This is a genomic window from Jiella mangrovi (assembly GCF_017815135.1).
GTDB classification, from domain to species: Bacteria; Pseudomonadota; Alphaproteobacteria; order Rhizobiales; family Rhizobiaceae; genus Jiella; species Jiella mangrovi.
In genome coordinates this window covers 95,526-109,226 of the sequence record NZ_JAGJCF010000010.1, presented here as the reverse complement: position 1 = coordinate 109,226, position 13,701 = coordinate 95,526, and the positions used below count along the sequence as shown (strand labels likewise).

Genomic DNA, 13,701 nt, shown 5'->3' with positions numbered 1-13,701 from the left:
AACCCGTTCGGTCCCCGCCCCCGGAACACCGGGCTTCCGGAATTTTTCTCGGCACTGGAAAAATTCAATCGATTAGACTAGAGCATCGCCAACAAAGCCGCGTCACCGCCTCGTCAATCGGGGTTCGGCCGCGCTTCAAACCGCATCAGGAATTGACCGATGTCCAGCCAGATCATCCCCGTTGATCCGTTCGACTACGTCGTTTTCGGCGGCAATGGCGATCTTGCGGAACGCAAATTGCTGCCCGCCTTGTATCACCGCGATCACGACGGTCAGATCCCGCCGCAATCGCGCATCATCGGCGCTTCGCGGTCCGATCTCTCCGACGATGCCTTTCGCGATTTCGCCCGCGAGGCCCTGACCAAGCATGTGAAGCCGGAGGATATCCACGAGGTCTCCCTCGACCGTTTCCTGTCGCGGCTTCATTACCGCACGATCGACGCCCAGGCGGACGGCGGCTGGGACGAATTGCGTGCGTTGCTCGACGAGGCCGACGACAGGCGCATCCGCGCCTTCTATCTGGCCGTCGGTCCCTCGCTGTTCGCGCCGATCGCCGAGCGGATCAGCGGCAAGGGCCTGTCCAACGAGCGCTCGCGGCTCGTCGTCGAAAAGCCCGTGGGCCGCGATCTCGATTCGGCGAGAGCTCTGAACGCGACGATCGGTGCCCATTTCGAGGAAGATCAGATCTTCCGCATCGACCACTATCTCGGCAAGGAGACGGTGCAGAACCTGATGGCGCTGCGCTTCGCCAACGCGCTCTACGAGCCGGTCTGGAACTCGACCCATATCGACCACGTCCAGATCACCGTCGCCGAATCGGTCGGCCTCGAAGGCCGCGCCGGCTATTACGACAAGGCCGGCGCCCTGCGCGACATGGTGCAGAACCATATCGTCCAGCTGATGTGTCTCGTTGCCCTCGAGCCGCCCTCGGCGATGGACGCCGACGCGCTGCGCGACGAGAAGCTGAAGGTCCTGCGGGCACTGAAGAAGATCGACACCACCAATGTCGAGGCGAGCACGGTGCGCGGCCAGTACAAGGCGGGGGCTTCCGGCGGCAACGCGGTGAAGAGCTATGTCGACGATCTCGGCAATGGCGACAGCGACACCGAGACCTTCGTCGCCATCAAGGCCGAGATCGGCAACTGGCGCTGGGCCGGCGTGCCCTTCTACCTGCGCACCGGCAAGCGCCTGTCGGAACGCATGTCGGAGATCGTCGTCACCTTCCGGCCGATCCCTCACTCGATGTTCGAAAGCGCCGCCGGCAAGATCGCCCAGAACCAGCTCGTCATGCGCCTGCAGCCCGACGAGGGCGTCAAGCAGTGGCTGATGATCAAGGATCCGGGGCCCGGCGGCATGCGGCTGAAGCACGTGCCGCTCGACATGACCTTCGCCGAATCCTTCCGCACCCGCAATCCGGACGCCTATGAGCGGCTCTTGATGGACGTCATCCGCGGCAACCAGACCCTGTTCATGCGCCGCGACGAGGTCGAGGCCGCGTGGGAGTGGATCGATCCCATCCTCAAGGCCTGGGACGAGAAGGCGGTGAAGCCGCAGGGCTATACCGCCGGCACCTGGGGCCCGTCTGCCTCGGTGGCGCTGATCGAGCGGGACGGCCGGACCTGGCACGAGCCGGATTGACGGCAGGCCGAGGGTGCGGCGTCTCCCGACGTCTTGCCCATGCAAGCCACAAAGCAAGGGAGCGACGCGATCATGAGCGAGCCGGTGTTCCATCGCTACGAGACCCGCGAGGCCCTCGCCGAGGCGCTGGCGTCCGGCGTTGCGGCCGTGCTCGCCGGTGCGATCGCCACCGAGGGCACGGCGCGGCTTGCAGTCTCCGGCGGCTCGACCCCGAAGCTCTTTTTCGAAAAGCTCGCGGCGACCGAAATCGACTGGCACGCGGTCACGATCACGCTGGTGGACGAGCGCTGGGTGCCTGAGAGCCATACGCGCTCGAACGCGGCGATGCTGCGCGACCATCTTCTCACCGGTCCGGCCGCCGCTGCCCAGTTCGTGCCTCTGTACGAGCCGAGCGAGATCCCCGAAGAGGTCTTCGACAGGCTGAACGATCGCTTTCATCGCATCGGCCACGGCTTCGATGCGGCCATTCTCGGCATGGGAACCGACGGTCACACGGCCTCGTGGTTCCCGCATGCGCCGGGGCTGACGGAGAGCCTCGATCCGCAGACGGAGAATTCCGTTGCCATCGTCCATCCCAACGACGGCTACGAGGCCCGCGCGACGCTGACCTTTCCGATGATCATCGACGCGCGCTTCCTCGCCCTGCACATCGAGGGGGAGGACAAACTGCGCAGCTTCGAGGCAGCCAAAGCCGAGGGACCGGTCGAGGCAATGCCAGTGCGCGCGGTACTTCGGGCCGATCGAGACCCACCGTTCGCCGTGTTCTGGGCGCCATGAGAGTTTGCCGGGGCCGGCCGATTGGCTCCCCGGCACGCAGGACTTAAAGTTGTCGATAGCCGGATGCATGCTTCGTTCGGTGCATTTCCATCATTCGACTTCCGCAATCTGACAAAGGGCCGAACGATGACCGCAGACCGTCGCATCGAAGAGATCACCGACCGCATTCGCGAGCGCTCCGCGCCTACGCGCGAGCCCTATCTCGACCGCATCCGCGCCAAGGGCGCCGAGGGGCCGAAGCGCTCGACGCTCACCTGCGGCAATCTCGCCCACGGCTTTGCCGCCTGCGGCCCGCTCGACAAGGAGCGGCTGTCCGGCGCCGTGAGCGCCAATCTCGGCATCATCACCGCCTATAACGACATGCTCTCGGCCCATCAGCCCTTCGAGCGCTATCCCGAGCTCATCCGGGAAGCGGCCCGCGAGGTCGGCTGCACGGCGCAGGTGGCAGGCGGCGTTCCGGCAATGTGCGACGGCGTCACCCAGGGCCAGACCGGCATGGAGCTGTCGCTGTTCTCGCGCGACGTCATCGCCATGGCGACCGCCGTCGGCCTCTCCCACGACATGTTCGACGCGGCGGTCTATCTCGGCGTCTGCGACAAGATCGTGCCGGGGCTTGCCATCGCCGCCCTCACCTTCGGCCACCTACCGGCGATCTTCGTGCCGGCCGGCCCGATGACCTCGGGCCTTCCCAATGACGAGAAGAGCCGCATCCGCCAGCTCTATGCCGAGGGCAAGGTCGGCCGCGACGAACTCCTGAAGGCGGAATCGGCCTCCTATCACGGGCCGGGCACCTGCACCTTCTACGGCACGGCCAATTCCAACCAGATGCTGATGGAGATCATGGGCCTGCACACGCCGGGCTCGTCCTTCGTCAATCCGAACACGCCCCTGCGTGATGCCCTCACCAAGGAAGCGACCAAGCGGGCGCTGGCGATCACCGCGCTCGGCAACGAATACACCCCGGCCGGGCTGGTGGTGGACGAGCGCGCCGTCGTCAACGGTGTCGTCGGCCTGCACGCCACCGGCGGCTCGACCAACCACACGATGCACCTCGTCGCCATCGCCGCGGCGGCCGGCATCCAGCTCACCTGGCAGGACATTTCGGACCTTTCCGACATCACGCCCCTTCTCGCCCGCGTCTATCCGAACGGTCTCGCCGACGTGAACCATTTCAACGCCGCCGGCGGCATGGGCTTCTTGATCCGCGAGCTTCTCGATCGTGGCCTCCTGCACGAGGATGTGCGCACCGCCTGGGGCCGCGGCCTGAGAGCCTATGCCATCGAGGCGAAGCTGTCCGCCGACGGCGAGCAGGTGGTCCGCCACGACGCGCCGAAGGAAAGCGGCGATCCGAAGGTGCTGACGACGGCAGACAAGCCGTTTTCCTCCAATGGCGGCCTCAGAATGCTGAAAGGCAATCTCGGCAAGGCGGTGATCAAGGTCTCCGCCGTCAAGCCGGAGCGCCGCGTCGTCGAGGCGCCGGCCAAGATCTTCCACGACCAGAACGAACTGAAAGTCGCCTTCGACGCCGGCGAACTCGATCGCGATTTCATCGCCGTCGTCAGGTTCCAGGGCCCGAAGTCGAACGGCATGCCGGAGCTGCACAAGCTCACCCCCCTCCTCGGCGTGTTGCAGGATCGCGGCCACAAAGTCGCCCTCGTCACCGACGGGCGCATGTCCGGCGCGTCCGGCAAGGTGCCGGCGGCGATCCACGTGACGCCCGAAGCCAAGAGCGGCGGTCCGATCGCAAGGGTCAAGGACGGCGACATGATCCGCCTCGACGGCGAGACCGGAACGCTGGAAGTCCTCGTCGACGCGGCCGAACTCGACGCCCGCGCGCCCGAGACGCCGGACCTTTCCGGCAACGAATTCGGCCTCGGCCGCGAGCTCTTCGCCGCGTTCCGCTCGGCGGTGGGCGATGCCGAGCATGGGGCGAGCGTGTTTTGAGAACCAAGCGTTGCGACGCCGGACACGCTGACCCGGAGGTCTGTTAGCCGACCCGGTTCTTTCGAGCGGCATGGCGAAATCTCGTCACGACAATTTCGCCGGACCCAATTCGGTAGAACAGAACATAGGGATACGGCGCCAGCACCACACGGCGAGCCTGGGGCCGGCTCGTCGCTTGTCCGGCGAGTGGATGATCTTGCAATAGCGCGAGGACTGAAACGAGACGCTTGCGAAGATTGGACGCCCCTTGGGGCGAATGGTCCGCGACATAGGCGAGAGCGTCGTCAATCTGGCGAAGCGCCGTTGTCGTGTAACGCAGCTTCAAAGGGCGTGCTTCGAAAGGACAGCAGCAACCTCCTCATCCGTCGCAAACTCGCCGCGGGCAATTTCGCCATCGGCCTGCCTCAGATCCGCCTCTTCTTCGTCCGTCAACTCGTAAACTGGCCCATCTTCGCCCGCCAATCTCAAGAGAACGCGCGCCAGATCATCCTGCGTTTCCGCCGGCAGATCACGGATGCGTCTGATCGCCTGATCGAGAAGCTCTGTCATGGGACGTATTATGCCTCCCGTTGGTGTTGGAGGAAAGACCACTCGGCGGCGACGCCATCGCCAGCGCTCCGGCCGAGCTTCATCCAGCAAGATGGGAACCGGGTTTGCGATGACGGATCCGGAAAACGACGGGAGCGAGCAATGGGGTTCCAAGATTTCACACCCCTTGCAATCATCCCGCCACCCGTTACCTTCCCGCTGAGCTCACACGGGGTGCCGAGAAGGCTGAGAGGCGAGATGCCAACCCGTCGAACCTGATCCGGATCATGCCGGCGGAGGGATTGCGGGCGCGGCCGGGAGAGACCTGAGACGCGGGCGCTTTGCCGAAGCTGGCGAGACGAAAGCGCCGCCGATGCCAGCCCGCCGCCACCTCCGCGAGATGTTTTTGCAGCCCGCCTGCCAAGCGCTGCCATCTCTGGCCTTCGGCGCCTTTCTGGCCGCCGGCCTTGCCGCGCTGGCCGGGCCCGCTGCCGCGCAAACTGGCGAAAAGCCCACCCTCACCGTCTACACATATGACAGCTTCTCGGCCGACTGGGGCCCCGGCCCGCAGCTGAAGTCGGCCTTCGAAGCGACCTGCGGCTGCACGCTCGATTTCGTCGGGCTGGAGGACGGCGTCGCCATCCTCAACCGGCTGAAGCTCGAGGGACCGTCGACCAAGGCAGACGTCGCGCTCGGTCTCACCACTGACCTCATACCCGAGGCCAAGGCGACGGGCATGTTCACGGAAAGCGGCGTCGACACCTCCGACCTGACGGTGCCGACCGGCTTTTCCGACCCTGTCTTCGTGCCCTACGACTATTCCTATCTCGCCTTCGTCTACGACACGGAGACCGTCAAAAACCCGCCGAAAAGCCTCGACGAGCTGGTCTCCGGCGACCCCTCGCAGAAGATCGTCATCGAGGATCCGCGCACCTCGACGCCGGGACTGAGCTTCCTGCTCTGGATGAAGGCGGTCTATGGCGAGGAGGCGGCCGACAAGTGGAAGCAACTGAACCGCCGCATCCTCACCGTCACCCCCGGCTGGAGCGAGGCCTATGGCCTGTTCACCAAGGGTGAGGTGCCGATGGTGCTCTCCTACACGACCTCGCCGGCCTATCACGAGATCGAGGAAAAGACCGATCGCTATCAGGCGGCGGCTTTCGCCGAAGGCCAGTATCTGCAGATCGAGGTGGCGGGCATTCTCAAGGGCTCGCAGCATCAGGCGCTTGCGCGAAAGTTTCTGTCGTTCCTGGTGTCCAAGCAGGCGCAGGAGGTTCTGCCCACCACCAACTGGACGCTGCCGGTTCGCGACGACGTCGACTTGCCGGAGGCGTTCTCCAATCTCGTGAAGGTGGACAAGCCGCTTCTGATCGATGCGGAGACTGTGGCCAAGAACCGCCGCGCCTGGACCGACGAATGGCTGCAGGCGGTCGGGGCGCGGTGACTTCGGGCATGATGCTGCAACTTTGGGCGGCCGATACGTCGCGGCGGCGTGCCCCCCTCTGTCCTGCCGGACATCTCCCCCACAAGGGGGGAGATCGCAACTCGTTCGACGCTGCCCGCCAAACCTTGAACGATCAGACGACGAGGAAGGCTGGGGCCATTCCGATTATCGATCTCCCCCCTTGTGGGGGAGATGCCGGCAGGCAGAGGGGGGTCCCTCACGCCAGCACATCCTCAACGCCCTCCAGCCTCCCATGAACACCAGCACCGACCGCAGCATTCGCATCGGCGCGGGCATCGCCGCGGCCATTCTCGCGATCGCCTTTCTCCTCGGCGGCTTCGTCGTGCTGCTTGGTGCCGGCGACCAAGCGCCGGATTTCGCCGACCTTCTCGGCGATGCCTATGTCCGCGCGATTCTCGGCTTCACGCTTCTTCAGGCCGGGCTCTCGACGCTTCTGTCGGTTCTCATCGCGATCCCCTTCGCGCTGGCGCTGCATCGTGCGCGGTTTTTCGGCAAGCCGCTGATCCTGCGTCTGTTTCTGCTCCCCCAGGCGCTGCCGGTCCTCGTCGGCGCCCTGGCGATCATCACGATCTGGGGCCAGAACGGCGTCGTCTCCCGCGCCCTTGCGAGCATCGGCTTCGGGCGTCTTGAGGTCTATGGTCTCACCGGCATCCTCATCGCCCATGTCTTCTTCAACATGCCGCTTGCCGCAAGGCTCATCGTCGCCGCCCTCGACCGGGTGCCGGCCGAAAGCTGGAAGCTCTGCGGCCAGCTGGCGCTGCCGCCGCTCACGGTCTTTCGCCTCGTCGAGTGGCCGGCATTGCGGCAGACGCTTCCGGGCGCTGCGGCGCTGATCTTCATGCTGTGCGTGACGAGCTTCACCATCGTCCTCGTCCTCGGCGGCGGGCCGGCGGCGACGACGCTGGAGGTCGCGGTCTATCAGGCGCTGCGCTACGATTTCGATCCGGCCCGGGCGATCGGCCTGTCGGTGATCCAGATCGTCCTGACGACACTCGTCCTTCTGGCAACGCTTCTTCTCGGCCGCGATCCGGCCGGCGGCTTCGGCCTCGGTGGAAAGTCCCGGCGCTTCGATGTCAAAAGCCACGTTCGCGGCAGCCTCGATACCGCACTCGTTACCTTGGGAACGCTGTTCGTCGCGGCGCCCTTCATCGCCATCGTCCTGTCCGGCCTTGCCGCCGATCTGCCGCGCCTCGTCACGGAAGGCGCGGTCCAGCGCGCCGCATTGACGAGCCTTGGCGTCTCGCTCGCCGCGGCCAGCCTTTCCCTCTTCGTCTCGGTTCTCGTTCTCCTCGCGATCGAAGCGCTCGCCCATGCCAAGCGGCCAGGCGTTCTTCGCCGTTTCATCCGGATCTCGCTCGAAACCGCGACGAGCCTCGTTCTCGTCGTCTCGCCGGTGATCGTCGGCGCAGGCTGGTTCCTGGCGCTGCGCCAGGTCACCGACGTTCTGGCTGCCGGCCCCTATGTCGTGGTGGCGACCAATGCGGTGATGGCAATGCCGTTCATCGTGCGGATCGTCGGCCCGGCGCTTCGGCAGGCCAATGCCGACACTGGAAAGCTCACCGAGAGCGTCGGCCTCACGGGCTTTGCCCGTCTCGCCTTCGTCGACTGGCCGGCCATGCGCCGGCCGCTGGCGCTTGCCTTTGCCTTCGCCGCGGCGCTGTCCTTCGGCGATCTTGGCGCGATCGCGCTTTACGGCTCGAACGACTTCGTCACCCTGCCCTATCTCCTGCTCCAGCGCATGGGCAGCTACCGGACAGCCGACGCCGCCGGCCTCGCCCTCATTCTCGGCCTGATCGCCGTCTGCGTGATGGCGACCGTCGAACGCGGATTTGCGCATCGAAAGGACGTGGCAGCGTGACGATGGCGGCGCAGGAAATGGATGGCGGGATGCCGCGAAATGACGGCTGCGAGCCCGCGCTCCTTCTCGACGGAGTGCGGTTCGCCCATGGTGAGACGCGGATGGATTTCGATCTTCGGGTCTCAGCCGGCGAGTGGCTCGCTCTCATCGGGCCGAGCGGAGCCGGCAAATCGACGCTGCTCGATCTCGTCGCCGGGTTTCTGAGGCCGGCGTCCGGTCAGGTCCGGATCGCCGGCAGCGACGTCACAGAGCTTGCGCCCGCCGAGCGGCCGCTCTCGATGCTGTTTCAGGAAAACAACCTGTTTCCCGGCCTCGACGCCTTCCGCAACGTCGCGCTCGGCATCTCGCCGCGCCTGTGGATCTCGAAAGCCGATCGGCGCGCGGTGGAGGCAGCACTCGCATCCGTCGGCCTTGAGGGCTACGGCAAAAGGCTGCCGTCCGAGATGTCCGGCGGGGAGCGCCAGCGGGTGGCGCTGGCCCGGGCCTTTCTGCGCGAACAGCCGCTGATCCTGCTCGACGAGCCCTTTGCGGCCCTCGGCCCGGCCCTGCGCGCCGACATGCTGAAACTCCTGGCCGAGCTGCGCCGGCGCGGCGGCGGCATGCCGAAGACCGTCGTCATGGTGACGCATCACCCGGAGGATGCCGCCACCCATGCCGATCGCGTCGCCTATCTCGAGCAGGGCGAGATCGTGGCGATCGGACCGGCGAGGCAGATGTTGTCTGGCGGTGCGGACGCCCGCGTCTCACGTTATCTCGGCTTGCCGGGAGAAAATGTGTGACGCATTTCCGGCGGAATTCTTCTCTACTGCCAAGTCGAGGGAAGCGAGGGGATTCCTTTCCGCGAATTGTTTGGCCATGTTGCCTTTCCGCGCTTTCGTGGAGGCGGCCGATTCGTTTAGTTGCAAGAAGCAGTGCGGCGAATTTGCAGTCGCGGTCGGGACGGACGAGGCGTCAATCGCGTCGATGACAGCATCACGGCATAACATGACGATCGGGCAGAATCTGCGGGCGCTCCTGCGACTTGCCGCCTTGGCTGTGCTCGCCATCGCGTCCGGCTGCACGACCATCGAGGCCGGCCTGGACAATCTCGGCCCCAACGAAAAGACCGAGAGCCTGCAGGCGGGCTATACCTCCACGCGTCAGCCGATCACCTTCGAGACCGCGCAGGAGGGCGACCCCCAGTCGGTCATCGGCCGCACCCAGCATCCGAAGATCCTCGCGGCCTATGGCGGGGCCTATTCAGACCCCAAGCTCGAGCAGACCCTGGCCGGCATCGTCGGCAGGCTGGCGGCGGCGACCGACGATCCGAACCGGGCCTACCGCATCACGATTCTGAACTCGCCCAACATCAACGCCTTCGCCCTGCCGGGCGGCTATGTCTACATCACGCGCGGCCTTCTCGCTCTTGCCAACGATTCGTCGGAGGTGGCGGCGGTGATCGGCCACGAGATGGGACACATCACCGCCAATCACGGCATCCAGCGACAGCAGCGCGAACAGGCGGCGGAGCTTGCGAGCCGCGTCGTCTCGGAAGTGCTGGACAACGAATCGGCCGGGCAGATCGCGCTGGCCAAGGGCAAGCTCAGCCTGGCCCAGTTCTCCCGGCAGCAGGAACTCCAGGCGGACGCTCTCGGCATCAAGCATGTCGCGCGGGCCGGCTACGATCCATTCGCGGCCGCGCGGTTCCTGCGGGCGATGGACGCCTATTCGAAGATGCGCAACGCCTTTCAGGCGTCGAACCCCAATCTCGATTTCCTCGCCTCGCATCCCTCTGCGCCGCAGCGGATCGAGCTGGCCGAGCGGCTGGCGCGCACCGAGGGCCCTCCCGGCACCGGCAAGCGTGATCGCGACCGCTATCTCGCGGGCATCGACGGGATGCTGTTCGGCGATTCGGCGGTCGAGGGCTATGTGCGAGAGCGCACCTTCCTGCATCCCGGCCTCGGCATCACCTTCACCGTGCCCAAGGGCTTTTCCCTCGACAACACCGCCGAGGCGGTCATGGCGACCGGGCCGGACGACACGGCGATCCGCTTCGACGGCGTGGCGCTGCCGCAGAACCGCAGCCTCGTCGAATACGTCAATTCGGGATGGATCGGCGGGCTCGAGCCCGGCAGTGTGCGCCAGCGCCAGATCCATGGCCTCGAAGCGGTGTCGGCCAAAGCGCGGGGCGGCGAATACAATTTCGACGTCACGGTCGTGCGCCTTGGCGGCCAGGTCTATCGTTTCCTGACGGCCGTTCCGGCGAAATCCTCCGTGAACGCCAGCCAGATCGCCTCGCAGACCGCCGATACGTTCCACCAGCTTTCGGCGCAGGAAAAGGCGGAGCTGAAGCCCTTGCGCATCCGCATCGTCCAGGCGCGCCCGGGCGACACCGCCGACACGCTCTCGTCCCGGATGATGGGCGTCGAGGGCAAGGAGGGCATGTTCCGCCTCCTGAACGAGCTCGGCCCCGACGACGCCGTGAAAAGCGGCGAGAAATACAAGATCGTCGCGGAATAGCCGCCGGCGCGGCGCCCCTCGAGACGCGGCAATTCTCCTCCCGGCATGGCGTCGCTCATAGCCACCCATCGGCCCTCTATGCCCGAGATGGAGCGAGGACGAGGAGGACGAGCTTGACGGTGAGATCGGTGACATCGCCCGGCGCGAGACGACCGAGGCGGTCGGCAGTGATCCAAACAAAAGGCGGGGCGTTCGATGCCGAACGCCCCGCCTTTTGCGCAATCGGATAGGTCAGATCAGCTCATTCAGGCGACATAAGCCGCGCGGTCGGCATTGGTCTCGAGCAGCGCGATGCGCAGCTTCTCCAGTGCCCGGGTCTCGATCTGGCGGACGCGCTCCTTGGAAATGCCGAGCTTGGTGCCGAGCGCTTCCAGCGTCGCGCCGTCGTCCTGGAGCCGGCGTTCGCGGATGATCTTGAGTTCGCGCTCGGACAGAACGTCGAGCGCGCTTTTCAGCCAGGTGACGCGGCGCTCGTCGTCGATGGAGGTCGAGACCATCTCATCGGGCAGCGGCGCGTCGGAAACGAGGAAGTCCTGGCGATCTGCCGAGCCGGATTCATCTTCGATGAGCGGCGCGTTCAGCGAAGAATCGGGACCGGACAGACGCGAATCCATCAGCGCGACATCACCTTCGGAAACCTTCAGGGCTGTCGCGATCTCGCGATACATCGCCGTGCCGGAAAGGCTCTCGGAGCCCTGGCTGAGCCGGGCGCGCAGACGGCGCAGATTGAAGAACAGAGCTTTTTGAGCCGAAGAGGTGCCGCCGCGCACGATCGACCAGTTGCGCAGGATGTAGTCCTGGATGGAGGCCCGGATCCACCAGGTGGCGTAAGTGGAGAAGCGCACCTCGCGCTCCGGCTCGAACCGGGCGGCGGCTTCGAGAAGCCCGACATGGCCCTCCTGGATCAGGTCGCTCATCGCCAAACCGAAATGCCGGAATTTCGAGGCCATGGAAATCACGAGACGCATATGGGCGGAGGTGATCTTGTGCAGGGCTTCCTGATCGCCCTGCTCCTTCCAGCGCACGGCGAGATCGTACTCCTCTTCCCTCTGCAGATAGGGTGCGGCCATCGCGGCGCGGATCATGGTGCGACGAGCAGACTGAGATTTCATAGGACCCTCCGGTCGGTCAGAACGGCTTTTGATGCCTCTGGCGTGTGGGGGACACACGCTCCGGGTTCCGGAATAACGCGGACGGCTTCCAAACGTTCCACAAACGGAAAACTTTTTGGAGCGATGTAGGGAGGGAGGGGGAAAAGGCAAGCGTTTCATTGCGATAACGCTTTCTTCAATGTTTGTAACATTACCGCACGACAAAAAAAAGACCGGCCGCTTCGAAAGCGGCCGGTCTCGATTTCGCATCCCGGATTCTCGTACCGGCGCCTTCACCCCGCCGGATCCGCCGAACAGCGCTCAGCGGCCTCGGACCGGGACCGGCCAGAAGCTCAGGCGGCCTCTTCCTGGGTCGTGGCGGTCGTCGCCTCCTCGGCCTCATCGCCGTCGTCGGCCTCATCAGCCTCCGCGCCCTTCGGTCCGCGCTTCGGCCCCTTGTTCAGGTTGACCTCGATCAGCTGCACGGCCTCGGTCTCGGAGACCTCGTTGACGGCGGCGAGTTCCCGCGCCATCCGGCCGAGGGCCGCCTCGTAGAGCTGACGCTCTGAATAGGACTGCTCGGGCTGGCTTTCGGCGCGATACAGATCGCGAACCACCTCGGCGATCTGGATCAGGTCGCCGGAGTTGATCTTGGCGTCGTATTCCTGCGCGCGGCGGCTCCACATGGTCTTCTTCACGCGCGCACGGCCCTGGACAACCTTCAGCGAACGCTCGACGAAATCGGTCTCCGAGAGCTTGCGCATGCCGACGGATTTCGCCTTGGCAACCGGGACCTTCAGTCGCATTTTGTCTTTTTCGAAGTCGATGACGAACAGCTCGAGCGTCATGCCCGCAACCACCTGCTCCTCGATCGCGACGATCTCGCCAACACCATGTGCCGGGTAGACGATGCTCTCGCCAGTCTTGAAACCCTGGCTTGCCGTTGCCTTCTTGGGACTGCTCATACGCTTTTTCTAACTCCCTGTTGTGCCGGGCCGAAACAGCCGCTAGACACGGGCGGTGGCTCGAGGGTCACCGGTTTGCGACGATCCCTCCAGAAGGATCGACAGATCGCAGTCGTGCGACGGCACGAAGCTTCCCGGCTTGACGCAGGCAACGTCGCAACGATCGGTTCGCTCGAAGAACCGCCGACTGAGGCTGCGCGGGGGAAACATCCTTTCGGAATAACGCTCCTTCCCAGCATGGAGATGGGCGTTGCAGTGCCGTAGCACCCGACTGTATTTGACAGCTTACAATAATCCGCCGGAAAATTCAAGGATTTCGGGGGGATGTCGCATGTTTGCATTGCAGCGAGCGAATCGCCCGTATTCCGGACGACTCGGCTGCTGACGACACGCGTGATCTTAACCACGCCCCGAGAATAGGCCGACAAAAGCGGCCGCCGGCTAGCCCGCCGGCCGCGACCGTCGCGTTACCCCGTCAATCGCCGACCGCCATCTGAGGGCGACGGGATCGGCCCGTCACGGCGTCAGTCGCCCTGGCCGGGTTCGGGAGAGAAATACTTCTCCAGCTTGCCCTCTTCGCCGTCGAATTTCGGGCCGTCTTCGGGGCCGTCGCGCTTGATCGTGATGTTCGGCCACTTGTCGGCATATTCCGCATTCAGCGTCAGCCATTTGTCGAGGGCCGGCTCGGTGTCCGGCTTGATCGCCTCGGCCGGGCATTCGGGCTCGCAGACGCCGCAATCGATGCACTCGTCCGGATGGATGACGAGCATGTTGTCGCCTTCGTAGAAGCAGTCGACCGGACAAACCTCGACGCAGTCCATGTATTTGCAGCGAATGCAATTGTCGGTCACGACGTAAGTCATGTGTCTTCCTCTCGAGGCTGCCTGCCCGAAATGGCCAGCCACCCACTTGCCCAAGCCGGCCATGTGCAACCGG

Annotated in this window: 12 protein-coding genes and 1 riboswitch; of the genes, 7 read left to right on the top strand and 5 right to left on the bottom strand. The window is 65.1% G+C overall.

From position 1 onward, the window contains the following. Positions 1-159: 159 nt before the first annotated feature. From zwf to edd, 3 genes are all read left to right on the top strand, one after another. Positions 160-1,638 (top strand): glucose-6-phosphate dehydrogenase, encoded by a 1,479-nt coding sequence (gene zwf, locus J6595_RS14390; RefSeq protein WP_209595262.1) that lies wholly within the window; start codon positions 160-162, stop codon positions 1,636-1,638. A 72-nt stretch (positions 1,639-1,710) separates the two neighbouring features. Continuing rightward, positions 1,711-2,415: a 6-phosphogluconolactonase gene (pgl, locus tag J6595_RS14385; RefSeq protein WP_209595261.1), complete on the top strand. Its 705-nt coding sequence runs from the start codon at positions 1,711-1,713 to the stop codon at positions 2,413-2,415. 126 nt (positions 2,416-2,541) lie between these two features. Further along, positions 2,542-4,359 (top strand): phosphogluconate dehydratase, encoded by a 1,818-nt coding sequence (gene edd, locus J6595_RS14380; RefSeq protein WP_209595260.1) that lies wholly within the window; start codon positions 2,542-2,544, stop codon positions 4,357-4,359. A 43-nt stretch (positions 4,360-4,402) separates the two neighbouring features. On the opposite strand, the gene J6595_RS14375 is transcribed toward edd, so the two are convergent. After that, positions 4,403-4,684: a type II toxin-antitoxin system RelE/ParE family toxin gene (locus tag J6595_RS14375; RefSeq protein WP_209595259.1), complete on the bottom strand. Its 282-nt coding sequence runs from the start codon at positions 4,682-4,684 to the stop codon at positions 4,403-4,405. After that, positions 4,681-4,998 (bottom strand): hypothetical protein, encoded by a 318-nt coding sequence (locus J6595_RS14370; protein ID WP_342453204.1) that lies wholly within the window; start codon positions 4,996-4,998, stop codon positions 4,681-4,683. The genes J6595_RS14375 and J6595_RS14370 overlap by 4 nt, the downstream gene beginning before the upstream one ends. Before the next feature lie 109 nt (positions 4,999-5,107). Then, positions 5,108-5,207: riboswitch (TPP riboswitch) on the top strand. A gap of 80 nt (positions 5,208-5,287) precedes the next feature. Here J6595_RS14370 and thiB point away from each other — a divergent pair. The 4 genes from thiB (at position 5,288) to J6595_RS14350 (ending at position 10,709) form a co-directional block, all read left to right on the top strand. Further along, entirely contained in the window at positions 5,288-6,331 is a 1,044-nt protein-coding gene (gene thiB, locus J6595_RS14365; RefSeq protein ID WP_209595321.1) for a thiamine ABC transporter substrate binding subunit, read from the top strand. A gap of 253 nt (positions 6,332-6,584) precedes the next feature. Beyond that, positions 6,585-8,210 (top strand): thiamine/thiamine pyrophosphate ABC transporter permease ThiP, encoded by a 1,626-nt coding sequence (locus J6595_RS14360; RefSeq protein ID WP_209595258.1) that lies wholly within the window; start codon positions 6,585-6,587, stop codon positions 8,208-8,210. A 29-nt stretch (positions 8,211-8,239) separates the two neighbouring features. Further along, positions 8,240-8,989, top strand: a complete 750-nt coding sequence (gene thiQ / locus J6595_RS14355) for a thiamine ABC transporter ATP-binding protein (RefSeq protein ID WP_209595320.1) — start codon at positions 8,240-8,242, stop codon at positions 8,987-8,989. 205 nt (positions 8,990-9,194) lie between these two features. Continuing rightward, positions 9,195-10,709 carry a M48 family metalloprotease gene (locus J6595_RS14350; protein WP_209595257.1) on the top strand — a complete coding sequence of 505 codons (1,515 nt, stop codon included), beginning with the start codon at positions 9,195-9,197 and terminating at the stop codon, positions 10,707-10,709. Positions 10,710-10,954: 245 nt separating this feature from the next. On the opposite strand, the gene J6595_RS14345 is transcribed toward J6595_RS14350, so the two are convergent. The 3 genes from J6595_RS14345 to fdxA all read right to left on the bottom strand — a co-directional run bounded on the left by J6595_RS14345 (position 10,955) and on the right by fdxA (position 13,628). After that, positions 10,955-11,821, bottom strand: a complete 867-nt coding sequence (locus J6595_RS14345) for an RNA polymerase factor sigma-32 (RefSeq protein WP_209595256.1) — start codon at positions 11,819-11,821, stop codon at positions 10,955-10,957. 332 nt (positions 11,822-12,153) lie between these two features. After that, positions 12,154-12,765 carry a CarD family transcriptional regulator gene (locus J6595_RS14340; RefSeq protein ID WP_209595255.1) on the bottom strand — a complete coding sequence of 204 codons (612 nt, stop codon included), beginning with the start codon at positions 12,763-12,765 and terminating at the stop codon, positions 12,154-12,156. Positions 12,766-13,289: 524 nt separating this feature from the next. Then, the gene (gene fdxA / locus J6595_RS14335) at positions 13,290-13,628 is read right to left on the bottom strand and encodes a ferredoxin FdxA (RefSeq protein WP_209595254.1); all 339 of its coding nucleotides are present in this window, start codon (positions 13,626-13,628) and stop codon (positions 13,290-13,292) included. Positions 13,629-13,701 lie beyond the last annotated feature (73 nt).